Raw genomic sequence first — 23075 nt, 5'->3', positions numbered from 1 at the left:
CCCTGATCCCCGCACCCGGAAAGCCGCTCATGTCCGATACCAACAAGCCCCGCGTCGAAACCGATACCTTTGGCCCGATCGATGTGCCGGCCAACCGCTACTGGGGGGCGCAGGCGCAGCGCAGCCTGGGCAATTTCAAGATCGGCTGGGAGACGCAGCCCCTGCCGGTCGTGCGCGCGCTCGGCATCGTCAAAAAGGCGGCGGCCGAGACCAATATGGCGCTGGGCAAGCTGGATCCGAAGCTGGGTCAGGCCATCCTCAAGGCTGCCGATGAGGTGATCGAAGGCAAGCTGAACGACCACTTCCCGCTGGTCGTCTGGCAGACCGGATCGGGCACCCAGTCCAACATGAATGCCAATGAGGTGATCTCGAACCGCGCCATCGAGATGCTGGGCGGCGAGATGGGCTCCAAGGCGCCGGTGCACCCGAACGACCATGTGAACATGAGCCAGTCGTCGAACGACACCTATCCAACGGCCATGCACATCGCCTGCGCCGAGGAGGTGGTGCACCGCCTGCTGCCGGCGCTGCAGACCCTGCACAACGCCCTGAACGACAAGGCCCAGGCGTGGAAGGACATCATCAAGATCGGCCGCACCCACACCCAGGACGCCACGCCCATCACCCTGGGCCAGGAGTTCAGCGGCTATGTGCAGCAGATCGCCAAGGGCATCGAGCGGATCCAGTCGACCCTGCCCGATCTGATGCAGCTGGCCCAGGGCGGCACGGCGGTCGGCACCGGCCTGTCCGCGCCCGTCGGGTTCGCCGAGGGCGTGGCCGACAAGATCGCCCAGATCACCGGCCTGCCCTTCACCTCGGCCCCGAACAAGTTCGAGGCCCTGGCCGCGCACGACGCCATGGTCATGACCCATGGCGCGATCAACACGGTCGCCATGTCGTGCTTCAAGATCGCCAATGACATCCGATTCCTCGGATCCGGCCCGCGCTCGGGTCTGGGCGAGCTGGCCCTGCCGGAGAATGAGCCGGGCTCCTCGATCATGCCGGGCAAGGTCAATCCGACCCAGTGCGAGGCCCTGACCCAGGTGTGCGTCCACATCCACGGCAACAATGCCGCCATCGGCTTTGCCGGCTCGCAGGGGCATTTCGAGCTGAACGTCTACAATCCGATGATGGCCTACAACTTCCTGCAGTCGGTGCGACTGCTGGCGGATGCGGCGATCAGCTTCACCGACAACTGCGTGGTCGGCATCGAGCCGCGCCTCGACAACATCGAGCGCGGCCTGAAGAACTCGCTGATGCTGGTGACGCCGCTCAAGGAAAAATACGGCTACGACCTGGCCGCCAAGGTCGCCAAGACCGCGCACAGGAACGGCACCACCCTGCGCGAGGAAGCCATCGCCCTCGGCATCCCCGGCGAGGATTTCGACGCCATCGTCCGGCCCGAAACCATGATCGCACCGGGCTAAGGGCTAGATGGCGCGGCTGGATCGCCCACGCCACGACTTCGTGCTAGGATTCCGGGATGGGAAAGGCCGAGCTCAGACTCGAGATCGATCAGGCGCTGCTGGATGAGGCACGCGCGCTGAATATCGACGTCGAGGCCCTGACCGTCGAAAGTCTCAGATCCGTGCTGGACCATAAGCGTGCTGGTGTCGTTCCAGACCCCGATAAGGCCCGTCAGTGGGCCTCCGAAAACGCTGAGGCCATCGCCCTGCACCGTGACCGGATCGACCGCCACGGCGTGTTTGGCGAGGATGTCCGCACCTGGTGATCCGCCAGTTCGACATTCTGGACAATCCGGCGCCGCGATCCCGCGAGATCGCCCCCTTCGTGATGGTCGTGCAGTCCCACCTCTACGATGAGGGGCCGACGGTGCTGGTGGCCCCGCTCTTCCGCATGCCGGATGAGGCGGTCCTTACGAAGGTGACCCTGAGGGTTGTCCACGCGAATGAGGCGTTCGTGTTGATGCTCTCAGAACTGGCGGCGTTGGATCGCCGCTCGCTCGGGGCGACCCGAGGGTCGCTGGGTGACCGTGAAGACGACATCCGCCGCGCGCTGGATCGGCTGCTCACCGGCTTCTGACGCGAAAAGGCCCTGCCGACGATAGCGGGGCCTTCCAGAATGTCGGCGGACCAGCCTACGGCTTGTCGGTCCAGCGGGCCTTGGCCTCGTCTTCGGTGAGGTTGAGGTGGACGTGCTCATCGACGCGGGTCACCCAGTCCATGGGGATCATCCGGTGTTTGAAGCCGGTGTCGAGATCCAGCTTGGCCAGCTCGATCTGGTTGCCCTTGACGTGGTCAACGCGGCCGATGCGACCGCCGTCCGACCCAATGACGTCCATATGTTCCTTGATGGCTTCCAGCATGGTCATGCTCCCTGTCTGTTGGATGTCTCCAATCAACGGGAAGGGGCAGAAGGCCGTTGCATACGGCAGCGCTGAAAGACGCGTCAGGGTTTGTCGCGAATGGTGCGTCCGACAGGCGCCAGCGCCAGCTTGGCCAGCTCCAGATCCTTGATGGCGAACGGGATGCCGATGATGGTGATGGCCTCAAAGAAGGCCGCGATCAGGTGGCTGAGCGCGATGTACCAGCCGGCAAAGATGAACCAGATGACGTTCAACACCACACCCACCGGGCCGGCGCCGATGTCGCCGGCGTCCGGGTCGCGCCAGACGACCTCGCGCCCGAACGGCCACAGGGTATAGGCGCCGATCCGCCAGGCCGCGAAGGTCCACGGCAGGCCGACGATGGTCAGCGCCAGCAGCGCCCCGCCAAAGAACCAGCCGAAGGCCGAGATCAGGCCGCCGAAGATCAGCCAGAGAACGTTGAGAATGAGTCGAATGAGGTCCATGCGGGGATATATAGGGATGGCCCCGGCTGGCACCGAGTGAATTCCCTGACATGCTGGAGTAGGCTTCGCCACATGGCCGAGATCATCAACCTGAACCGCGCCCGCAAGGCGCGCGCCAAAGCCGAGAGCAAGGCGGCCGCAGAAGCCAGCCGCGCACGTCACGGGCGGACCCGCGCCGACCGGACCGGGCAGGACGCCGCGCGAAACCGCGCAGACCGCCACCTGGACGGCCACAAACGGGAAGACGACGATGAGTGATCCCCGCAAGGACAAGCGTGTCAGCCACGGACTAATCCCGCTGATGGTCATGTTGCGCCGCAAGGCCATGATCGAGGAGGCGCGAAAATCCGCAAAGAGCGGCAAGAAGGCCGCGAAACGGGATCTCGACGATCCGGACGCTAGCTGACCTTCGGCGCACGGATCAGCAGGACCTGACCGGCCAGCACCAGGGCGAGGCCGAACAGCGCCGTCAGGCCAAAGCTGGCGCCCTCGAACAGCACCGACACCAGCATGGCGATCGGCGGGGTGAGGGCCGAGATATAGCTGGCCAGAGCATAGCCCCGGCTGCGGGCGATGGTGAAATAGATCACGAACGCGACGACCGAGCCGAACAGCGACAGATAGATCAGCGAGCCGATATAGCTGAAGGTGGGCTCGATCCGCCATTCGACCCCCTGCGTCAGGCCGAAGACGGCCAGCATGGCGGTGCCATAGGCCATGGCCCAGGCGGTGGCGGGCATGACGGCTGATCCGGCGACCTGTCCCCTCCAGGCGAAATAGTTGCCGAACGCCGAACTCAGCACGGCCAGCGCCGCCATGCCGACGCCAAGGCCCGCCGCCTCAGTCATGTCGCTGCCCAGAATCTCCGAGCCCGACAAAACGGCGACGCCCAAGAGGCCCAGCGCCGCCCCACCCCAGGCCAGACGCGAGGCCTTTTGCCCGGCGATGACGCGAAACAGCACCAGATTGATGAAGGCCAGACCGGCGAAGATGACCGCGACGACGGCCGAGGGCACGCGTTCTTCCGAGGCGTAGACGAAACCGTAGGAGATGGCGAAGACGAAGGCCCCCTGCCCGAGCGCCGCCAGATGCTGAACCCGGTTCAGCCGTAGCGGACGACGGGTCGCGAGGCAGAAGCCGAACAGGGCCAGCGCCGCCAGACCGAACCGCCAGACGATCGAGACCGTGGGCGCAACCGGCCCCAGTTGCAGGGTGATGGCATACCAGGTCGTGCCCCAGATGAGGGCGCAGATGACAATGCCCGCGATCAGCCAGCGGGTGGCAACAGGGACGGCAGAGGGAGCAGGCACGGGCGAGACCATGGACGCGGGAGAAGGCCCGGAGACTTGCGCCGAATCGCCTGGCATTGCGAGCCTCGCCCGGGGTCCGGCAGTCCCATCCGGTTCCAGCCGGTTTCAGCCGGGGCACTTTCCCTGTAACGCTTGGGCGGCTGGTCCATTAGGGCCGGGAGCGTTGCGCGTCACGGCGGGGATAATGGAACATCAGGCACTGGTACTGGCGGCGATCGGCGTGCTGGGAATTGGCGCGCAATGGGTCGCGTGGAAGACCGGCTGGCCCGCCATTGCCCTGATGCTGCTGGCCGGAATCATCGGCGGACCTGTCACCGGCTTTATCCGTCCCGAAGAGGTCTTCGGCCCTCTGCTGGAGCCGATCATCGCCCTGGCCGTCGCCATCATCCTGTTCGAGGGCGGGCTGAACCTGAACTTTCGCGAGCTGCGCCACGCCGAGGGCGCGGTCCACCGGCTGGTGTTTCTGGGTGTGCCCATCGCCTGGGTGCTGGGGGCGCTGGCCTGCTACTACGTCGCCGGGCTGATCTGGCCGGTGTCCATCCTGTTCGCCGGGATTCTGGTGGTCACCGGGCCGACCGTGATCCTGCCCCTGTTGCGCCAGACCAACCTGGCCCAGCGGCCGCGCGCCATTCTGAAATGGGAAGCCATCGTCAACGACCCGCTTGGGGCCCTGTGTGCCGTCCTGACCTATGAGGTCCTGCATCGTGCCGGCGAGGGCGACACGGTCGTCGGCGTGGTCATGTCGCTGCTGCTGGCCGCTGTGGTCGCCGGCTTGATCGGCTGGGGCGCGGCCCGGATCGTCGCCTGGGCCTTTCCCCGCGGCTACGTGCCCGAATTCCTGAAGTCGCCCATCCTGCTGATCACCGTGATCGGCGTGTTCGTCGGCGCCAATATGATTCAGGAGGAGTCCGGCCTGCTGACCGTGACGGTGATGGGCGTGGCGCTGGCCAATATGAAGCTGGCCAGCTTCCGCGACTTCATGCATTTCAAGGAGAACGTCACCGTCCTGCTTGTGTCCGGCGTGTTCGTGATGCTGTCGGCCTCGCTCAATCTCGAGGTGCTGCGCCAGTTCGAATGGCGGTTCCTGGCCTTTCTGCTGGTGCTGCTGTTTCTGGTGCGACCGGCGACTGTACTCCTCAGCCTCGCCTTCAGCCGGGTGCCGATGCGCGAACAGCTGTTCATCGGCTGGATCGCCCCTCGCGGCATTGTCGCCGTGGCCATCAGCGGCCTGTTCGCGCTGAAGCTGGGCGAGCTTGGCTATGCCGACGGCGGCACCCTGGTCACCCTGTCGTTCGCCGTGGTGATCGCCACCATCCTTGCGCACAGCTTTACCGCCAAACTGGCCGCCCGCTGGCTCAAGGTCACAGGATCGGGTGACAAGGGCGTCCTGATCGTGGGGACGACGCAGTGGAGCCTGTCGCTGGCGGAACTGCTCAAGTCGCTGAACATCCCGGTGCTGATCGCCGACACCAGCTGGCAACGTCTGGCCACGGCCCGGCAACGGGGCATGCGGGTCTTCCACGGCGAAATCCTGGCCGAGGTGACAGAGGATCATGTCGACATGAGCGAGTTTCAGGCTCTCGTCGCGACCACGGACAACGAGGCCTATAACGCGCTGGTCTGCAATGAACTGGCCCCCGAGGTCGGGCGACATGCGGTGTTCCAGCTGGGCGACACCTCGGACGACAATCCGCGCGCCCTGCCCCCCACCCTGCGCGGCCGGACCCTGTTCGCCTCGGGTCTCGGGGTCGAGGAGATCGCGCGGCGCGAACGAGAGGGCTGGGACTTCCGCAAGACCCGGCTTACCGACAAATATACGCTCGAGGACGCGCGCGCCGACCTGCCGCCCGATGCGGATCTGCTTGTGCTGGTGCGCGACGGCGGCAAGCTGCACTTCTTCAGCCACGCCTCGCGGCCGAAACCCCAGCCCGGTGACACCGTGGTATCCTATGCCCCGCCGCGCGAGCCTGCTTTGGCCCGCGCCAAGAAAACACCGCCCCCGAAAGGAGACGAAGGCATGATCCCGCTTCCTTCGCCGTCAGGCACATGAGACCTCTCTTTCCCGCCTTGCTGGGTCTGGGGCTGATCGTATCCGCCTGTCAGGACCGACCCGAGCCGGCGCCAGAGCCGGTAGAACCGCCCACGCCCCGCGTCGAGGCGGAGACGCCGCCTGAAGGCACATCGATCATGCGCCCTGAAGTGCTGGCCGAGGCCGAGCCGCCTGCGCCCCTGCCCGATCCCGTCGAGGCCAGGGTCCTGTTCGGACTGGGCGAGACGACGTTGACGGATGAGGCCCGCGCCATGCTGGACGCCCTGATTGAGGGCAAGGCGCTGGCCGACGGAAACTGGTCCCTGACGCTGACCGGGCGAACCGATGCCAGTGGCGATGCCGAGACCAATCTACGGGTGGCACAAGACCGTGCTGAAGCGGTGCGGGCCCATCTGGTTGAGCGAGGCGTGCCGGGGGCTCGTATCGAGGTCGTCGCGGCCGGAGAGCCAGAGCTGGACGCCGCCACCGCCGCCAGCCCGATGCAGCACCGCCGCGTCGATATCCGGGCCGAGGCCCGTCGCTAGACGCCCTGGCCGCGCAGCTTCAGCGACTGGCGAACCCCGGCCGGGACCGACAGGTAGATGTCCGGCGTGCCGATACCGAGCCGCTGACGGGCCTCATCCAGCGGACAGGCGAACAGGGCCTCGTAATCCAGCCCGGGCAGCCATTTGGCGCGCCGTCCCATCTGCCAGGCCTGCCAGACGGCGCGACGGGCCGGGACGCTGTGGTTCTCGCGCTGGATTTCCCGGGCCGCGCCCCAGCCAATGAAGGCGAAGCCCAGACTGCCGGTCTGGCCGTAGGAAAACGACACCACACAGGCCTCGCCGAGAGCGTCGGTCTCAAAGCCGGTCAGCACATGCCAGATGTCGTGCACATCACGCAGACGTCGCGAATACCACACGGTCGGATGCTCGGCGTCGATGAAGGGCACGACTTCGCGCTCGACTTGGGCCAGACCGTCGGCGGTGAAGCCGCGCACCTCGCGGAACGCCCGATAGGTGGCGCCGACCGAGCCCTCGGGGAAGCGGGCCAGCCAGTCGGGGTCATCCAGCTTGTGCGCCAGTTCCTCGCGCAGATAGGCTTGGCGCCCGCCCTCGAAGGTGCGCAGCAGCTTTTGATAGCCGCGCGTGGTCGAGCGACCGTTGAGGGCCTTCATGATCTCGAACACCTGGGTGGTGTCTTCCTTGTTCCGCACAAGCCGCCGGAAGGCCCGAAACGCGGTCAGGGGGCGCAGACGCTCGACCCGCACCGGATTGAAGCTGTCGATGCCAGGGATATGTGTGACAAGGTCGGTCATGGCGGGTTCCGGACAGGACGGTTGCTTTAGCATACCCTCAGCCCGTCCGGACGTCACGCCCGATCAGGAGGGGCCATGCTGAAGAAGAAGTCCGTCCTGCTGGCCGGCCATGCGACATCCATCGCGCTGGAGCCGGAATTCTGGGCCGTTCTGGAGGCGCAGGCAGCGACGCTGGAGATCAGTCTGACCGCGCTGCTGAAGCAGATCGATGCCGCGCGCGGGCGCCGTCCGCTGGCCTCGGCCTGCAGGGTCAAGGCACTGGAATGGGTGGCGCAATCCGCCCCGGTGAGTGCCCCATCCGATAGCGTTTGACTCGCCGGGCCATCGGCGCATGGTGCGGAGATATCCACAGGATGCTCCCATGAAAATCGATCCACGTCTTGTCCCCGCAGTCATTGTGGCCGGGGTGCTTTCGGTTGGCTTGATCGGGGCCGGAGCCCTGATCGGTCAGGGCGTGGTCAACGCCCGCGTCGGCGACCGGGTGGTGACCGTGCGCGGCCTGTCTGAGCGAGACGTCGTGGCCGACCTCGCCATCCTGCCGGTTCGGTTCACGGCGACAGGCGAGATCCTGTCCGAGGTGCAGGCGCGCATTGATGCGGACCTGGCGACAGTCCGGCAGTTCCTCGCAGCCCAGGGCTATCCCGCCGACGCCATCACCCTCGGGCGGCTGGAGGTCACAGACATGCAATCGCGGGAGTACGGCGGCCAGAACAACGGGCCTCGCTTCATTCTGGCGCAGACGGTGATTGTACGGACGACGGATGTGGACAGGGTCCAGGCCACGACGCGGTCGCTCAACGATCTGGTCCGGCAGGGGGTGGTCATTCAGGACTTCAGCGGGCCGACCTACGTCTTCACCCGGCTGAACGATGTGCGACCCGAAATGATCGCAGAGGCGACGGCCTCAGCCCGCACAGGGGCCGAACAGTTTGCCAAGGACTCGGGTACGCCGCTGGGCCCGATCCGCGAAGCCACCCAGGGGTCGTTCCAGATCCTGTCGCGCGATGAGATCGGCGACGAAAGCCAGTCCCCCGACAAGAAGGTGCGGGTGGTGACGAGCGTCCGCTACAGCCTGCGCTAGGCCATAACGGACGGTCGATCACATCGGCTTATTCAGCCGGCGCGGGCGTCGGAACGTCCGGTGCCGACACTTCAGGCATATCGACGTCGACGTCGATGTTCTTGTCCTGGGTGCCCATGCCACCGCCTGCAAAGACGAAATAGGCGATTATGGCCAGAACGACGACGATCCCGCCTACGATGAAGGCCAGCCCGGCATTGCCGCCGCCGCCGCCATTATTGCCACCCGTATTGTTCGATTGATCGGACATGTCTTCCTCCGGTTAAGCCTGCTGATCCAAACGGAGGCGAACGGCACAGGTTCCCGCCACGCTCTACGTTACTGCAGGCTGTGGCCTTGGCGCGCGTCGGTTCCTATTATGTTTCGCCCATGTCCGACTCGTTCCCCCTCTCTCCCCGTATTTCCGACCTGGCGCGGGCTTCCGCGCCCCTGCCCGACTATCTGCAGGGGCTGAATCCCGAACAGCGTGAGGCTGTCGAGACGACCGAGGGCCCGGTGCTGGTGCTGGCGGGGGCGGGCACGGGCAAGACGCGGGTGCTGACCACCCGGCTGGCGCACATCCTGGCGACAGGCAAGGCGCGCCCGTGGGAGCTGCTGGCCGTCACCTTCACCAACAAGGCCGCGCGCGAGATGCGGGAGCGGATCACCCATCTGATCGGGCCGTCGGCCGAGGGACTGCGCTGGCTGGGCACCTTCCACTCGATCGCCGCCCAGATTCTCCGTCGCCACGCCGAGCTGGTGGGCCTGCGGTCCAGTTTCACCATTCTGGACACGGACGATCAGGAACGGCTGCTGAAACAGCTGATGGAAGCCGAGGGGATCGACACCAAGCGCTGGACGCCCCGCACCCTGGCCAGCCTGGTCGACCACTGGAAGAACCGCGGCTGGACGCCGGCCAAACTTCCGGGGACGGAGGATTTCGCCAACGGCAAGGCGAAGTCCCTGTATGCCGCCTACCAGAACCGCCTGAAGACCCTGAACGCCTGCGACTTTGGCGATCTATTGCTGCATAACCTGACGATTCTTTCCGAGCATGCAGATATTGCAGAGGAATATCGCCGTCGGTTCCGCTACATTCTGGTCGACGAATATCAGGACACCAATGTCGCCCAGTATCTGTGGCTGCGGCTGCTGACGTCCTCGACCGGCAATGTCTGCTGCGTCGGCGATGACGACCAGTCGATCTATGGCTGGCGCGGGGCCGAGGTCGACAACATCCTCCGCTTCGAGCGCGATTTTCCCGGCGCGAAGATGGTGCGGCTGGAGCGCAACTATCGCTCGACCGGCAATATCCTGGGCGCGGCTTCGGGCCTGATCGCGGGCAACCGCGACCGGCTGGGCAAGACCCTGTGGACCGAGGATGAGGGCGGCGACAAGGTGCGCGTGCGCGGCGTCTGGGACGGCGAGGCCGAGGCCCGCCTGATCGCTGACGAGATCGAGACAGCGCGCAAGACGGGGCTGAAATACAAGGACATGGCAGTTCTTGTTCGGGCGTCGTTTCAGATGCGGGCGTTCGAGGAACGGTTCGTCATGCTGGCCATCCCCTATACGGTGATCGGGGGGCCGCGTTTCTTCGAACGGGCCGAGATCCGTGACGCCCATGCCTATCTCCGGCTGATCCAGTCCGAAGACGACGATCTGGCCTTCGAGCGGATCGTCAATGTGCCCAAGCGCGGCATCGGCGACACCTCGGTGCAAAAGATCTTGCACCTGGCCCGCACGGCCGGGATTTCGGCCATGGCCGCCGTCCACCGGCTGATCGAGTCCGACGAGCTTCAGGCCCGGACGCGCACGGCGCTCGCCGGGTTCGCCCGCGACCTGCACCGCTGGCGCACGCTGGCTGCCGACACGCCCCACCCCCAGCTGACCGAAACCGTGCTGGAGGAGAGCGGCTATACCGACATGCAGAAGGCCGACCGCCTGACCGGCCAGACGCGTCTGGATAACCTCAAGGAGCTGGTCCAGGCCATGCAGGGCTTTGACACGCTTCAGGCTTATCTGGAGCATGTCTCGCTGGTGATGGAGATGGAGCGGGCCTCGGGCGACGACTCCGTCCAGATCATGACCCTGCACGGCGCCAAGGGGCTGGAGTTCCCGTTGGTCTTCCTGCCCGGCTGGGAGGAAGGCGTCTTCCCCAGCCAGCGGAGCATCGACGAGAAGGGCGAAAAGGGCCTCGAGGAGGAACGTCGCCTCGCCTACGTCGGCCTGACCCGCGCGCGCCGCGATGCCCGCATCAGCTTTGCCGCCAACCGTCTGGTCTATGGCCGCTGGACCGCCCAGATGCCCAGCCGCTTCGTCGACGAACTGCCGATCGACAACGTCCAGCCGGAAAGCGAGACCGGCTATTACGGCGCCGCCCCCAGCGCCCGTCAGGTGCAGGACCGCTGGTCCGAAGGCACGACCTTTGGCGGCGGCTATGACAGCCCCGGCTGGAAGCGCGCCCAGCAGCGCGCGACCTCAGGCTCGGCCCAGCGCTCCCCGCCCATCGAGGGTGTGGCGCGCCGCGTCGAGAGCCCGACGACCGCTGCCCCGTCCGGCCAGTGGAGCCGGGGCGAGCGCGTCTTTCACCAGAAGTTCGGCTATGGCCGCATCCAGGGCGTCGAGGGCAGCAAGCTGCGTGTCGCCTTCGACAAGGCCGGCGAGAAGAAGGTCATCGACAGCTTCGTCGAGAAGGCGTGAGGCGGCCCTTCTGCAATCCGGGGTAGCAACTTCTGGCTTGCGACCCGGCGCTGTGCGACACTGATCGGTATGGCGAGCCTCACCCTCAAACTGAGCGATGACACACTCCGAAAGCTGACTGCGACGGCGCGTGAATCAGGCGTGGCGCCCGAGCGTATGGCCGAGATGACGCTTGAGGCGTGGGCCGTATCCCTTGACGGTCTCCAGGGGGCCGGAGGGCTCGCCGAGCCGGGCCGGGCCTGGGCGGAGGCGAGCCAGGACGAAGGTGAAGCCGATCAGCCAACGACGCCCAAAGACTATGAAGGCCCTTTCGTCGATCTCGACGAAGCCTTGGATGGCTTCAGCACTGAGCTGCACCGTCGGCTGAAGCGTTCGCCCGGTTGAAGGTCGTCCTGAGCCGAAGGGCCAATCTGGACCTGATCGCCCAGATCGACTGGCTGGTCGGCTTGTCTCCTTCGGCCGCCCTGCATGCCGAAACCGTCATCCGGGCTGGTTTGGAAACTCTGGTCGTCTATCCGAGGGCGGGCCGGTCCATCAATGCGGCGGAGCGGAAATGGGTCATCCCGTTCGGACGCGACGGGTTCGTCGTCATCTACAGGATCGAAGCGGATCGGGTGGTCATCGGCCGGATATTCCACAGCAGCCAGAGCCGCGACTGAACTCGCTTCCCCAACGCTTCGTTAACGCCAAACGCTCACCTTCCGGGGGTGCGCGCAACAGCCAGAGATTCGGGTTCATCCCTGCCCACGCCGCCTCTGTGGGAGCAGGTGGCGGCGGGGTTTGTGATCGTCATGCTGACGGGGGCGTTGATCGGGCCGGTCTTTGCGCCGGATCAGGGTGAGACGCCGATCCTGCGACTGATCTGGCTGCCGGTCTATGCCATCACCCTGGGGCTGATCCTCAACCGCCTCGGGCGGATGGCCTCGGCCTGGCCGGCGTGGATCATCCTGGGCCTTCTGACCCTGCTGGCCCTGGCCTCGCGCTACTGGTCCATCGATCCGGCTGTGACCGACCGGCGCGTCATTGCCCTGTTCATGACCAGTGCCTTTGCCGTCTATCTGGGCGTCGCCTTCACAGGTGCACACCTGCCGCGCCTGTTGATGCACACGGGGCTGGTGATGGCGGTCGGCAGTCTGGTCATGGTGCTGGCCTTCCCCGCCATCGGCATCCATCAGGACGACAACGCCGGTCTGTGGCGCGGCCTCTGGTACGAGAAGAACCAGATGGGCATCGTCATGGTGGCGACCGCCGTGGCCTCGGCCGCAGTGCTGACCGCCCCCGACCGGCACGAGCGGACCGTCTGGATGGCCCTGCTGACCCTGGCGCTCAGCATCGGCCTGATGCTGGGCACCCAATCCAAGACCTCGCTGCTGTGTCTGATGGCCGGGCTTGGAGTCATTGGGGGCCTGTGGATCATGCGCCGGGGCGGACCGGTGCTGTCCGTCGTCGCCGTCTGGGGGGCGGTGACTGCTGTCGGCATCGCGGCCTGGGTCTGGACCGACAATTCCGCGCTGATCCTCGAACTGCTGGGCAAGGACCCGACCCTGACCGGGCGGACCGACATCTGGGAAAGCCTGATGCGGCGCGTGGCCGAGCGGCCCTGGACCGGCTTTGGCTACAGCGCCTTCTGGGGCAAGGAGTCGGTGCCTGCCCACTATGTGCGGCTTGAAACCGGCTGGCTGGTGCCGTCGGCCCACAATGGCTGGATCGACCTGCTGGTGCAGGTCGGCTGGCCCGGCGCCGTCCTGGTCGGCACGGTGATGGCCATTACCCTGTTTGCCCTCGTCGTCCGGCTGGGGGGGCAGGGCTTTCGCGAAGGCGGATTCTCACTGGCCTATCTGCTGGTGTTTGCGCTGTTGAGCGCGTCGGAAAGCGTACTGCTCAGCCACGCCAACCTGCCGTGGGCGCTGTTCCTGGCCCTGACGGCCCGGGCGCTGACGCCCGATCCGATGCCCCGACGCCACACTGCCACGGTTCCGCTTGCCCGACGCCGTAGAGGGGCCTACCTCACCTCCCCTCGAATCGTTCCAAACTGAGGTCATGCCTCCCACCTCCTCGCCGTCCCTGTTCGACCTGCCCGAGCCCGAGCCCGAGAAGCCGGCGGCCGAGCCCGTGCGCCCGGTTGCTGCACCTGTCGCGGCGATCAAGGCGTCAGAGCCGGTGGCGGCTCCTGCGGGCACGACCGGCTATTCCGCCTCCTCGATTGAGGTGCTGGAGGGGCTGGAGCCTGTCCGCAAACGCCCCGGTATGTATATCGGCGGGACGGATGAGCGGGCGCTCCACCACCTGTTCGCCGAAGTGCTGGACAACGCCATGGACGAGGCCGTGGCCCGCCATGCCAAGCTGATCAAGGTCGAGCTGGACGCCGAGGGCTTTCTGTCGGTGCAGGACGACGGCCGCGGCATCCCGGTCGACCCCCACCCGAAACACCCCGGCAAGTCGGCGCTCGAAGTCGTCATGACCGTGCTGCACTCCGGCGGCAAATTCTCGGGCAAGGCCTATGAGACCTCGGGCGGCCTGCACGGCGTGGGCGTGTCCGTCGTCAACGCCCTGTCGGACCAGCTGGAGGTCACCGTCTGGCGCGACGGCTTTGAGTGGCACCAGAGCTTCTCACGCGGCCTGCCGCAGGGCGGCCTCGAAAAGCGTCAGCCGTCCAAGAAGCGCGGCACCCTGATCCGCTTCCGGCCAGACGCCGAAATCTTCGGCACCGGCGTGGCGTTCAAGCCCGCGCGCCTGTTCCGCATGACGCGGTCCAAGGCCTATCTGTTCCGGGGCGTGGAAATCCGCTGGACCTGCGCGTCCGAACGGATCGTCGATGCGACGCCCGAGACGGCGGTCTTCCACTTCCCCAATGGTCTGGCCGATGCCCTGGTCGAGCGGATCGGCGAGCTTGAGACCGTCACCCCGACCTTCAGCGGCCGGGTCGAGCGCAAGGGCGAGGCCGGGGCCGTCGAATGGGCCGTGACCTGGAGCCCGATCGGCTTTGGCGAGGCCGACGGCTTCGTCCAGTCCTATTGCAACACCGTCGCCACGCCCGATGGCGGCACCCATGAGGCGGGCTTCCGCGCCGCTCTGGTCAAGGGCCTCAAGGCCTATGGCGAGCTGTCCAACGAGAAGCGCGCCGCCATTATCACCGCCGAGGATGTCATCGCCAATGCCGGTGCCCTGATCTCGGTCTTCATCCGCAATCCCGAATTCCAGGGCCAGACCAAGGACCGGCTGTCGTCGCCCGAGGGGCAGCGGCTGGTCGAGGCCCTGCTGCGCGATCCGTTTGACCACTGGCTGACCGAAAGCCCGAAACAGGCCAACGCCCTGCTGGGCTTTGTCATCGACCGGGCCGAGGACCGGCTGAAGCGCCGCAAGGACAAGGAAGTCCAGCGCGCCGCCGCCACCCGCAAGCTGCGCCTGCCCGGAAAGCTGGCCGACTGCACCCGTCAGGCGGCGGAGGGCACCGAACTGTTCATCGTCGAGGGCGACTCGGCCGGAGGCTCGGCCAAACAGGCACGCGACCGGGCGACCCAGGCCATCCTGCCGCTGCGGGGCAAGATCCTGAACGTGGCCTCGGCCACAGCGGACAAGCTGCGCGCCAATATCGAGCTGTCGGATCTGGCGCTGGCCCTCGGGGTACAGCCGGGCAACCGCTTCAACCTGAGCGATCTCCGCTATGAGCGGGTCATCATCATGACCGACGCCGACGTCGACGGCGCCCACATCGCGGCCCTGCTGATCACCTATTTCTACCGCGTCATGCCCGAAGTCGTGCGCGAGGGCCGGCTGTTCATGGCCCTGCCGCCGCTGTACCGCATCCAGGCGGGCAGCCTGTCGGAATACGCCCGCGACGACGCCCACCGCGACGAGTTGCTGGCCACCACCTTCAAGGGCCGCAAGACCGAGATCGGTCGCTTCAAGGGCCTCGGCGAAATGATGGCGTCCCAGCTCAAGGAAACCACCATGGATCCGAAGAAGCGGACCCTGGCGCGCGTTACCCTGCCCGAGTCCGAGGACGAAATCGCTGATCTGGTCGAGCGGCTGATGGGCAAGAAGGCCGAGCCGCGCTTCGACTTCATCCAGCAGAACGCCCGCTTTGCACAGGCCGATCTGGACCTGTGACGATCCGTCCCGCAATCGTCATCGAATGGTGATGATCCGGGCATGTTGAGGCGGCATACACGGGGCACAAGGAGAGCCCCATGTCCCTGATCCGTCGACAGCTGCTGACCGCCGGTGCTGCCGGCCTGGCCTTCTCCGGCCTCGCCCGTTTCGCCCATGCGCAGTCTGAAGAGACCTATATCAATGAGGTCGAGGGCTATGGTCCGCTGAAGACGGACCCCGCCGGGCTTATGGATCTGCCAGAGGGGTTCACCTATCAGGTCATCTCCCAGAGCGGCGACACCATGGATGACGGGCTGTTTGTGCCCGGCCAGCCGGATGGCATGGGCTGTTTCGACCTCGGTGGCGGACGCGTGGCGCTGGTCCGAAATCATGAACTGAAGGGCTCCAGCGCCCTGCACCGCAATCTCGGGCCCGGCGGCCTGCACCAGGAGCGCATCAACGGCGTGGACGCGTCGCGGGCCTATGACACCTACAAGGACGGGCGCCCCCTGCCCGGCGGCACCACGACGCTGGTGTACGATCTGGAGCGCCGCCAGACGGTCCGCGAATACCTTTCGCTGATCGGCACCTCGACCAACTGCTGCGGCGGCATCACGCCGTGGGGCAGCTGGCTGACCTGCGAGGAGAACGTCGAACTCCCCGAAACGGATGACGTCACGAAGCCGCACGGCTTTGTCTTCGAGGTCCCGGCGACGGCCGAGGGGCTGGTCGAGCCCGTGCCGCTCAAGGCCATGGGCCGGTTCGATCACGAGGCGGTCTGCATCGATCCGCGCACCGGCATTGTCTATCTGACCGAGGACATGAACGACGGCCTGTTTTACCGCTTCATCCCCAATGTCGCGGACAGGCTGGCCGAGGGCGGCAAGCTGCAGGCCATGGTGATCCGGGGTCAGGGCGGTGCCGATACCCGCAACCAGGACAGCCGGTCATGGAACGTCGGCGACTGGCTGGAGATCGACTGGATCGACATGGAGGACGTCGAGTCGCCGAAGGACGATCTGCGCCAGCGCGGCCATGCGGCGGGCGCGGCCCTGGTCGCCCGGGGTGAGGGCCTGTGGTGGGGCAAGGACGAGCTCTACATGACCGCGACCTCGGGCGGACCGATCCGGCGGGGTCAGGTCATGCGCCTGCAGCCGAACGTCGATGGCGGGCCCGACCGGCTGCAGCTGTTCGTCGAGAGCACCGACGAGAAGATGGTCAATATGGCCGACAATCTGACCATCGCGCCGTGGGGCGACCTGATCCTGTGCGAGGACAACTATTCCAGCACCACCCGCAATCATATCAAGGGCGTCACCCCGGACGGCAAGCTCTACACCATTGCCCGGAACGTCTTCACCGGAAACGCTGAGTTCGCCGGCGCCTGCTTCTCGCCGGACGGCCAGGTGCTGTTCGTCAACATCATGTACCCGGGCATGACCCTGGCGATCAGAGGCCCATGGACCTCGGTCCGGCGATAAACCGCCGGGGCCGCGACCGCATCACCAGCCACAGATTGACCGTCGCGGCCGCCAGCACTACGGCGGCCCCGGCTTGGTGCAGCACGCCCAGCCAGACGGGCACGGCCTGCATCAGGGTGGCGATGCCCAGCCCCGCCTGCATCATCACGGCTGCCAGCACGACATAGGCCGAGGCCCCCGCCCCTTCGGCCAGTCTCCACCGCCAAGCCTGGACCGCATACACGACCACGGCCAGCATCAGGGCATAGGCGGTCATCCGGTGATTGAACTGGGTCAGGGCCTGATCGTGCAGGAAGGCCAGCGCCCCCTGCCCCCAGTCGACCGGCGCCAGCAAGGCGCCGTTCATCAGCGGCCAGTCGGTATAGACCAGCCCCGCCTTGCCCCCCGCGACCAGCGCCCCCAGCAGGCACTGCACAAACACCAGCCCCAGCAGCAGGCTGGCGCCGATGGTCCAGCCGGACGGAGACTCGGACCGCTCCGGCCCGTTCAGCGCCTCCAGCCCGGTCCAGACCAGGGCCGAGAAGATCAGCAGGGCCAGACCGAGGTGAAAGGCCAGGCGCTCGGGCGCCACATCGACGCGGGCCTCAAGCCCGGACGACACCATCCACCAGCCGACCGCGCCCTGCATCCCGCCCATGACCAGCAGGATCAGGCACCGCCACACCAGCCGGTCCGGCAACGCCGGCACGCCCACGCGCCGCAGGAACGGGATCGACCGCGCGGCCAGAAACACCAGAAACGGCAGGCCAAAGGCCAGCCCGATCCCCCGGCCCAGCTGCCGGTGGATCCATTCCCACCAGAAAATGCCCTGAAACTCGGCCATGCTCATGCCCGCATTGACCAGCTGGTACTGGGGGATGGCCTTGTATTTGTCGAAGGCCTCCTGCCAGTCGGCCGCATTCATCGGCGGGATGGCGCCCATCAGGGGCTTCCATTCGGTGATCGACAGACCCGATCCGGTCAGGCGGGTAATGCCCCCGACCACGACCATGGCGAACACCAGTGCCGCCACCAGAAACAGCCACACGGCCACGGAAACGCTACGCTCGGGCTGACCAAATCGGTTCATTCAAAGCTCGCCACGGGTACACTACAGTGAAAGGCCGATGGACCCGACCTCGATACAGGCGATATGCCTGTCGATGACGGCAAGATCGAGTCGCTTCTGACGGTCATGCCGTCGCACTGAATCGGAGACGGATATGGGCAATCTGGACATCGTCGTGGCCGTCATCCTGACAGCGGCCCTCGCCTTCGGGTTTGACGCCGTGACCGGACGGCGGGGCCTGGCCGCGCCGCTGCTGGTGGCCTTCACCGGCGCCCTGTGCGGCGGCTTTCTGGCCGTGCGCGTGTTCGGCGTCGCGACCATGGATCAGTGGCCGTGGGTCGCCTGGTCGGTCGTCGGCGCGGCGCTGGCCCTCGGCGCCCACTTCCTGTTCCGGAATACCCGCTGATGCCCGTTCGCATCCGGCGTCTGGTGGCCATGATCGGCATCCTCGCCTTTCTGGCCTTCTACATCTGGGCCGTGCTGGCCATCCACGCCCTGCTGCCGCGCTCCTTCTGGACCGACCTGATCTTCTATCCGATCGCCGGCATCGCCTGGGGCATCCCCCTGTTCCCCCTGCTGAAATGGGCCGAGCAGGAGCCGCCGCCCCGCTGACGCGCGTCCTTCGGGAACTTTAAAATTCCTGCCGGCTTTCCATATCCATACGGAACAAACCGGATGGAGTGACGACACGATGGCAGGCGGCTGGACACGCGACGGCGCGGTTCTGGATCAGATCGAGGACACCGTCGGCGACGGGGTGTCGTCGGCCCGCGCCCGCCTGCCGAGCGGCCCGGGCACGCAAGAGTGTGTCGAATGCGGCGAGGTCATCCCCGAGCGTCGCCGCCTCGCCCTGCCCGGCGTCACCACCTGCGTCCAGTGCCAGTCCGGCCGCGACGCCACCATCCGCCACTCCGCCATCAACCGCCGCGGCAGCAAGGACAGCCAGTTGCGGTGAAGACTGGCGTCTACAAAGGCATAGTCTAGAGAAGGGTGCTAATTCCCAAGATCCCTTGCAGCGGGTCCGATAGCTCCGCAGTGATAATCTGGTAACTCGCCCGGTCGATGGTGAGCGGGTTACCGTTCATATTTTGGGGACCGGCTTGAGCACTGACGTCTACATCGCGAATTTTGGCCAAGGGAACAGCCTATGGCCTCAGTGTCTGGCGAAAAGCACCTTGGCAACATTTAACGACGTTGTTGTCCATGATCAGTGGAGGGCCGGAGATCGCAACGCCTTCATCGAAAAGGCGATAACGGAAACAGTCACTGTTTTAGGTGTGAGGCCAACGCGCCAGACCGCTGGCCGGTGGTACAATCTCATCAATGAGCTAAGGGACAGCGTTGGCGACCTCTGGATTAGCCGTCAGAAGGACGAAATCTGGTGGACTATTTCGCTCGAAGGCCCCCTTTCGGAAACGCTTCAGCCGTCTGACAACGTTTTGCGTAATGGGCCTGAGGTATGGGTGCTTGAGAAGCCTTGTCAGGCTTGGTCAAACACGGACGCTCATGGCAGGCCACTTAGGTGGTCCGCGCTTCACCCTAAAGCTAGAGACTTTCTCGCAACCGAAGCCACGTTCCAACGACTTGGCAATGATCGTGGTTACGCGGATTACGCTCGCGCGCTCATATCCGGAGAGCCTCTAGATTCCTGGCACAACGCTCCGATCTTCGCAGAAAAATCTGCCGAAGCTAAGCGCAACCCCGGACGCATCTTTTCTCCAAAGGAGAAGTCGGCCGCTGAGATGGCTAGTACGATGCTCAATACGGTCGCGAACGCAAATGGACAGGTCGTCGAGCGAAGGGTGAAGGAGAAGACCACAACGCTTGGCCGTGAAGATTGCGAGGCCCTTATCCTTCGCCTCATGGGAGAGCAGGAAGACCGCTGCGCTCTCACAGGCTTGCCGCTGGGCTATGTCGGGGAGGGCAGCGACAAACAGATGCTCGCGTCACTGGATCGGATCGATAGCACCGGTCACTACACCCCCGACAATGTACAGATCGTCTGTCGCTTCATCAATCGATGGAAAGGGGCGGACGATGACACCTTAGTGCGGCGCCTGATTACCTCGATCCGCTCATCCGGGGGCCACTAGGCCTCTGCATCAGCACGAGCTCGGGCGACAACCGCCCCAATTGCAAAGGGGCCGCCCGAGAGCGACCCCTTCAACCAACCGTCTTCATTGCGGAAGATGGTCGGAGCGACAGGATTCGAACCTGCGACCCCTTGACCCCCAGTCAAGTGCGCTACCAGGCTGCGCCACGCTCCGAAGGCGCTCCCTATAGACGGGGAGCCGTTGCGTCGTAAACCCAAATCGGGGCTGGACGGTACAATAAAGCTGTCAGCGGCTGAGGGCGGCTTCCAGCCGGCTTTGCGCGGCCTCAATGTCGCGCAGGACCTCGGCCAGACGCTGGCGCTGGTCGGAGGACAGGCCGGTCGCCGCGGGCGGGGTCGGAGCGCGCGTTGGCATGTCCGGCACGGGGCTCTCAGGCGCGGGTCCGGCCTCTTCCTGGCCCAGGATGCGCTTGATGCCCTGGGCCTTGTGCAGGCGGGCGACGCCCTTGAGCGTCAGGCCCTCTTCGTGCAGCAGGCGCCGCACGCCCTTCAGGATGTCGATGTCCTCGGGGCGATAGAAACGCCGTCCGCCGGCGCGCTTGACGGGCGACACGAAGGCGAACTTGGTCTCCCAGAAGCGCAGCACATGCTGGGGGACGCCGACCTCGGTGGCGGCTTCGGAAATACTGCGAAAGGCTTCGGGGCTTTTGGCCACGCGCGGCCCTCCGTTCAGCCAGCGGCGCCGTGGACGCGGCTTTTCATGATCTGCGAGGCCCGGAAGCTGATCACCCGGCGCGGATTGATGGCGGCGGGTACGCCGGTCTTGGGATTGCGGCCCATGCGGGCGCGCTTTTCGCGGACCTGAAAGACGCCGAACCCGGACAGTTTTACGGTCTCGCCGCGTTCCAGCGATTCGACGATCAGACCGAGGGTCCGTTCGACCAGCGTCGCGCATTCATTGCGCGACAGGCCCAGCGCTTCGTGCACGGCGTCGCACAGATCGGCCCGGGTCAGCGTGTGATGGTCGTCCAAGCGTCCCTCCCCTCTCTGAAGTTCCAATCGCCAATAAAGGCTGAAAGGCGTTGAAATGGAAAGGCGTAAATTCGTTTTACAGGCGAAGTGCGCAGGCGCCCCACGTCAAACCACCACCCATGGCCTCCAGCAGCACCAGATCTCCCCGCTTGATCCGCCCGTCACGGATGGCCGAATCGAGGGCCAGAGGGATCGAGGCGGCCGAGGTATTGGCGTGCATGGCCACGGTCGAGATGACTTTGGTCTCGTCCAGACCCAGGCGGTCGCCGACCCCCTTGATGATGCGCTGATTGGCCTGGTGAGGCACGAACCAGTCGACATCGGCGATCTCGATACCGGCCGCCTTTGCCGCCGCCGTGATGGCTTCGGCAATGTTTACAACCGCGTGGCGGAACACCTGATTGCCCAGCATGCGCAGATGGCCGACCTGACCGGTCGTGGCCGGGCCGCCGTCGACGTAGAGCAGGTCGGTCTTGGTGCCGTCGCAGCGCAGGGCCGAGCCCAGAATGCCGCGATCCGCCGGCGTCCCCTGCCCCTCGACCGGTTCCAGCACCACGGCGCCGGCGCCATCGCCGAACAGGACGCAGGTGGTGCGGTCCTCCCAGTCCATCAGCCGGGTCATCTCCTCGGCGCCGATGACCAGGGCGCATTTCGAGGTGCCGCGCGCGACAAAGCCGTCGGCCACGCTCAGCGCATAGACAAAGCCCGAGCACACCGCCTGGATGTCGAACGCCACACAGACCGGCACGCCCAGCTTGCGCTGCACGATCGAGGCTGTGGCCGGAAAGGTCATGTCCGGCGTGGTAGTGGCGACGATGATCAGATCGACATCGGCAGGCGTCCTGCCGGCCTCGGCCAAGGCCTTGCGCGCCGCCTCAACGGCCAGATCGCTGGTCGGCTGGTCGGGCGCCGCCTGATGGCGTTGGCGAATGCCGGTCCGCTCGACGATCCATTCGTCAGAGGTATCGACGAATTTCGCCAGATCGGCATTGGTCACGACCTTTTCCGGCAGATAGGCACCGACGCCGGTCACGGCGCTACGAACAACAGTCACTGGGCAGTCTCCACACCGGTCCCGGACGCCGATCCGGCATCGTCCTCCTCGAGGACGGTCGTCATGCGCTTCAGATTGGCGCTGACCTTGGTCATATAATCACTGCGGGCCAGGTCGCCAGCCACGCGGATGGCATTGCCGAACCCATAGGCGCTGGCCCCGCCATGGCTTTTGACGACGATGCCGTTCAGGCCCAGCAGGGGCCCGCCGTTGATGGCATTGGGGTCGATGCGGTTGCGCATCTTCTTCAGCGCCGGCAGAGCCATCATGGCCCCGAACCGCGACGGCAGACCCGACATCAGCGCTTCCTTCAGCAGGGCCGAGATGAAGCGCGCCGTGCCCTCGGCCGTCTTCAGCGCGACATTGCCGGTAAAGCCGTCGGTGACGATCACATCGACCGTGCCCTTGGCGATGTCATCGCCCTCGACAAAGCCGTGATAGTCCAGATCAAACGCCCCGCTGCGCAGCAGGCGGTGGGCCTCGCGCACCTGTTCGTGGCCCTTCATGTCTTCCGAGCCAACATTCAGCAGGCCGATGGTCGGGCGTTTCGTGCCGTGGACCGCCGTCTGGAAGGCTTCACCCATGATGGCGAACTCGATCAGCTGGGCCGCGTCACAGTCGATATTGGCGCCGACGTCCAGCACCGCCGTGATACCGCGCAGGGTCGGCCAGCTGGCGACGATCGCGGGCCGCTCCAGTCCCGGCGCAGCCATGCGCAGCTGCAGCTTGGAGATCGCCATCAGGGCGCCGGTGTTGCCGGCCGAGACGATGGCGGCGGCCTCGCCGGACTTCACCGACTCGATGGCGTTCCACAGGCTCGAGCCCTTGCCCCGCCGCAGGGCCTGGGCCGGCTTTTCGTCCATGGCCACGACCTTGTCGGTGTGGCGGACGTCGATCCGGTCTGCTGGCAGGCGATGCGCCCGGACCTGGGCCTCGATGGCAGCCGCATCGCCATGAACCAGAAACCGGAGGTCCGAATCGGGATGGGCTTTCAGATAGTCCGCAACGCCGCCCACAACCACGGAGGGGCCGTGGTCGCCGCCCATGGCGTCCAGCGAAATGACGAGGGTCTTCGACAAGCAGAAAA

General features: G+C 65.8%; 29 protein-coding genes and 1 tRNA gene. 19 read left to right on the top strand and 11 right to left on the bottom strand.

Features of this window, described 5'->3' with window-relative positions:
• Window positions 1-29 precede the first annotated feature (29 nt).
• Genes fumC through B4K74_RS04140 form a run of 3 tightly spaced genes read left to right on the top strand, consistent with a single transcriptional unit; the run spans window position 30 to window position 2043 of the window.
• Window positions 30-1427, top strand: coding sequence for a class II fumarate hydratase (gene fumC, locus B4K74_RS04150; protein WP_286691873.1), 1398 nt, complete (start codon window positions 30-32; stop codon window positions 1425-1427).
• Between the two features lie 56 nt (window positions 1428-1483).
• Window positions 1484-1732 (top strand): type II toxin-antitoxin system CcdA family antitoxin, encoded by a 249-nt coding sequence (locus B4K74_RS04145; RefSeq protein ID WP_123286510.1) that lies wholly within the window; start codon window positions 1484-1486, stop codon window positions 1730-1732.
• On the top strand, window positions 1729-2043 hold the full coding sequence (locus tag B4K74_RS04140; RefSeq protein WP_164461831.1) for a CcdB family protein: 315 nt from the start codon (window positions 1729-1731) through the stop codon (window positions 2041-2043). Before B4K74_RS04145 ends, B4K74_RS04140 begins: the two co-directional genes overlap by 4 nt.
• Window positions 2044-2098: 55 nt before the next feature.
• Here the strand turns inward: B4K74_RS04140 and B4K74_RS04135 are convergent, their stop codons facing one another.
• Both B4K74_RS04135 and B4K74_RS04130 read right to left on the bottom strand, forming a co-directional pair.
• Complete coding sequence (locus B4K74_RS04135; RefSeq protein WP_123286508.1) at window positions 2099-2332, bottom strand: DUF2171 domain-containing protein; 234 nt, start codon at window positions 2330-2332, stop codon at window positions 2099-2101.
• Window positions 2333-2409: 77 nt separating this feature from the next.
• Entirely contained in the window at window positions 2410-2811 is a 402-nt protein-coding gene (locus tag B4K74_RS04130) for a YccF domain-containing protein (RefSeq protein ID WP_286691872.1), read from the bottom strand.
• Between the two features lie 72 nt (window positions 2812-2883).
• On the opposite strand from B4K74_RS04130, the gene B4K74_RS04125 reads away from it, so the two are divergent.
• Both B4K74_RS04125 and B4K74_RS04120 read left to right on the top strand, forming a co-directional pair.
• Window positions 2884-3069, top strand: a complete 186-nt coding sequence (locus B4K74_RS04125; protein WP_123286506.1) for a DUF4169 family protein — start codon at window positions 2884-2886, stop codon at window positions 3067-3069.
• On the top strand, window positions 3062-3217 hold the full coding sequence (locus B4K74_RS04120; protein WP_286691871.1) for a hypothetical protein: 156 nt from the start codon (window positions 3062-3064) through the stop codon (window positions 3215-3217). Before B4K74_RS04125 ends, B4K74_RS04120 begins: the two co-directional genes overlap by 8 nt.
• Here the strand turns inward: B4K74_RS04120 and B4K74_RS04115 are convergent.
• The gene (locus B4K74_RS04115) at window positions 3210-4121 is read right to left on the bottom strand and encodes a DMT family transporter (protein ID WP_286691870.1); all 912 of its coding nucleotides are present in this window, start codon (window positions 4119-4121) and stop codon (window positions 3210-3212) included. The two genes, B4K74_RS04120 and B4K74_RS04115, sit on opposite strands and share 8 nt — an antisense overlap.
• 184 nt (window positions 4122-4305) lie before the next feature.
• Here B4K74_RS04115 and B4K74_RS04110 point away from each other — a divergent pair, with 184 nt between their 5' ends.
• Both B4K74_RS04110 and B4K74_RS04105 read left to right on the top strand, forming a co-directional pair.
• Window positions 4306-6171 (top strand): cation:proton antiporter, encoded by a 1866-nt coding sequence (locus B4K74_RS04110; protein WP_286691869.1) that lies wholly within the window; start codon window positions 4306-4308, stop codon window positions 6169-6171.
• Complete coding sequence (locus B4K74_RS04105) at window positions 6168-6695, top strand: OmpA family protein (RefSeq protein WP_286691868.1); 528 nt, start codon at window positions 6168-6170, stop codon at window positions 6693-6695. The genes B4K74_RS04110 and B4K74_RS04105 overlap by 4 nt, the downstream gene beginning before the upstream one ends.
• Here B4K74_RS04105 and B4K74_RS04100 read toward each other — a convergent pair.
• The gene (locus B4K74_RS04100; RefSeq protein ID WP_286691867.1) at window positions 6692-7468 is read right to left on the bottom strand and encodes a Coq4 family protein; all 777 of its coding nucleotides are present in this window, start codon (window positions 7466-7468) and stop codon (window positions 6692-6694) included. The genes B4K74_RS04105 and B4K74_RS04100 overlap by 4 nt on opposite strands.
• A gap of 75 nt (window positions 7469-7543) precedes the next feature.
• On the opposite strand from B4K74_RS04100, the gene B4K74_RS04095 reads away from it, so the two are divergent.
• Window positions 7544-7780, top strand: coding sequence for a ribbon-helix-helix domain-containing protein (locus tag B4K74_RS04095; protein WP_286691866.1), 237 nt, complete (start codon window positions 7544-7546; stop codon window positions 7778-7780).
• Between the two features lie 49 nt (window positions 7781-7829).
• Window positions 7830-8549: an SIMPL domain-containing protein gene (locus B4K74_RS04090; protein WP_286691865.1), complete on the top strand. Its 720-nt coding sequence runs from the start codon at window positions 7830-7832 to the stop codon at window positions 8547-8549.
• Between the two features lie 28 nt (window positions 8550-8577).
• Here B4K74_RS04090 and B4K74_RS04085 read toward each other — a convergent pair whose 3' ends face one another.
• Window positions 8578-8799 carry a hypothetical protein gene (locus B4K74_RS04085; RefSeq protein WP_286691864.1) on the bottom strand — a complete coding sequence of 74 codons (222 nt, stop codon included), beginning with the start codon at window positions 8797-8799 and terminating at the stop codon, window positions 8578-8580.
• Window positions 8800-8918: 119 nt separating this feature from the next.
• On the opposite strand from B4K74_RS04085, the gene B4K74_RS04080 reads away from it, so the two are divergent.
• The 6 genes from B4K74_RS04080 (at window position 8919) to B4K74_RS04055 (ending at window position 16801) form a co-directional block, all read left to right on the top strand.
• A complete protein-coding gene (locus B4K74_RS04080) occupies window positions 8919-11228 on the top strand; it encodes an ATP-dependent helicase (protein ID WP_286691863.1) in 2310 nt (769 codons plus the stop codon).
• A gap of 69 nt (window positions 11229-11297) precedes the next feature.
• Entirely contained in the window at window positions 11298-11612 is a 315-nt protein-coding gene (locus B4K74_RS04075; RefSeq protein WP_286691862.1) for a hypothetical protein, read from the top strand.
• Entirely contained in the window at window positions 11609-11887 is a 279-nt protein-coding gene (locus tag B4K74_RS04070; protein WP_286691861.1) for a type II toxin-antitoxin system RelE/ParE family toxin, read from the top strand. The genes B4K74_RS04075 and B4K74_RS04070 overlap by 4 nt, the downstream gene beginning before the upstream one ends.
• Before the next feature lie 108 nt (window positions 11888-11995).
• Window positions 11996-13264, top strand: a complete 1269-nt coding sequence (locus tag B4K74_RS04065; protein ID WP_286691860.1) for an O-antigen ligase family protein — start codon at window positions 11996-11998, stop codon at window positions 13262-13264.
• A gap of 4 nt (window positions 13265-13268) precedes the next feature.
• Entirely contained in the window at window positions 13269-15338 is a 2070-nt protein-coding gene (parE, locus tag B4K74_RS04060) for a DNA topoisomerase IV subunit B (protein WP_286691859.1), read from the top strand.
• 80 nt (window positions 15339-15418) lie between these two features.
• Window positions 15419-16801 (top strand): alkaline phosphatase PhoX, encoded by a 1383-nt coding sequence (locus B4K74_RS04055; RefSeq protein ID WP_286691858.1) that lies wholly within the window; start codon window positions 15419-15421, stop codon window positions 16799-16801.
• On the opposite strand, the gene B4K74_RS04050 is transcribed toward B4K74_RS04055, so the two are convergent.
• A complete protein-coding gene (locus B4K74_RS04050) occupies window positions 16770-17870 on the bottom strand; it encodes a COX15/CtaA family protein (RefSeq protein ID WP_286691857.1) in 1101 nt (366 codons plus the stop codon). The genes B4K74_RS04055 and B4K74_RS04050 overlap by 32 nt on opposite strands.
• A 133-nt stretch (window positions 17871-18003) precedes the next feature.
• Between B4K74_RS04050 and B4K74_RS04045 the strand changes: the two genes are divergently transcribed.
• The 4 genes from B4K74_RS04045 (at window position 18004) to B4K74_RS04030 (ending at window position 19942) form a co-directional block, all read left to right on the top strand.
• Window positions 18004-18255 (top strand): transglycosylase, encoded by a 252-nt coding sequence (locus B4K74_RS04045; RefSeq protein ID WP_286691856.1) that lies wholly within the window; start codon window positions 18004-18006, stop codon window positions 18253-18255.
• Entirely contained in the window at window positions 18255-18461 is a 207-nt protein-coding gene (locus tag B4K74_RS04040; protein WP_286691855.1) for a DUF2842 domain-containing protein, read from the top strand. The genes B4K74_RS04045 and B4K74_RS04040 overlap by 1 nt, the downstream gene beginning before the upstream one ends.
• A 79-nt stretch (window positions 18462-18540) precedes the next feature.
• Entirely contained in the window at window positions 18541-18804 is a 264-nt protein-coding gene (locus B4K74_RS04035; RefSeq protein WP_286691854.1) for a DksA/TraR family C4-type zinc finger protein, read from the top strand.
• A 145-nt stretch (window positions 18805-18949) separates the two neighbouring features.
• The gene (locus B4K74_RS04030) at window positions 18950-19942 is read left to right on the top strand and encodes a hypothetical protein (protein WP_286691853.1); all 993 of its coding nucleotides are present in this window, start codon (window positions 18950-18952) and stop codon (window positions 19940-19942) included.
• A 97-nt stretch (window positions 19943-20039) separates the two neighbouring features.
• On the opposite strand, the gene B4K74_RS04025 is transcribed toward B4K74_RS04030, so the two are convergent.
• From B4K74_RS04025 to plsX, 5 genes are all read right to left on the bottom strand, one after another.
• Window positions 20040-20116, bottom strand: a tRNA-Pro gene (locus B4K74_RS04025).
• 72 nt (window positions 20117-20188) lie between these two features.
• Complete coding sequence (locus B4K74_RS04020) at window positions 20189-20617, bottom strand: MerR family transcriptional regulator (RefSeq protein WP_286691852.1); 429 nt, start codon at window positions 20615-20617, stop codon at window positions 20189-20191.
• A gap of 14 nt (window positions 20618-20631) precedes the next feature.
• Window positions 20632-20934: an integration host factor subunit alpha gene (locus B4K74_RS04015; protein WP_123286489.1), complete on the bottom strand. Its 303-nt coding sequence runs from the start codon at window positions 20932-20934 to the stop codon at window positions 20632-20634.
• A gap of 76 nt (window positions 20935-21010) precedes the next feature.
• Complete coding sequence (locus B4K74_RS04010; protein WP_286691851.1) at window positions 21011-21988, bottom strand: beta-ketoacyl-ACP synthase III; 978 nt, start codon at window positions 21986-21988, stop codon at window positions 21011-21013.
• Window positions 21985-23067, bottom strand: coding sequence for a phosphate acyltransferase PlsX (gene plsX, locus B4K74_RS04005; protein WP_123286487.1), 1083 nt, complete (start codon window positions 23065-23067; stop codon window positions 21985-21987). Before plsX ends, B4K74_RS04010 begins: the two co-directional genes overlap by 4 nt.
• Between the last annotated feature and the right edge of the window lie 8 nt (window positions 23068-23075).

This window comes from Brevundimonas sp. UBA2503 (genome assembly GCF_002341485.1).
GTDB classification, from domain to species: domain Bacteria; phylum Pseudomonadota; class Alphaproteobacteria; order Caulobacterales; family Caulobacteraceae; genus Brevundimonas; species Brevundimonas halotolerans.
The sequence above is the reverse complement of the archived record's forward strand: the minus strand, read 5'-3'. Positions and strand labels throughout refer to the sequence as shown.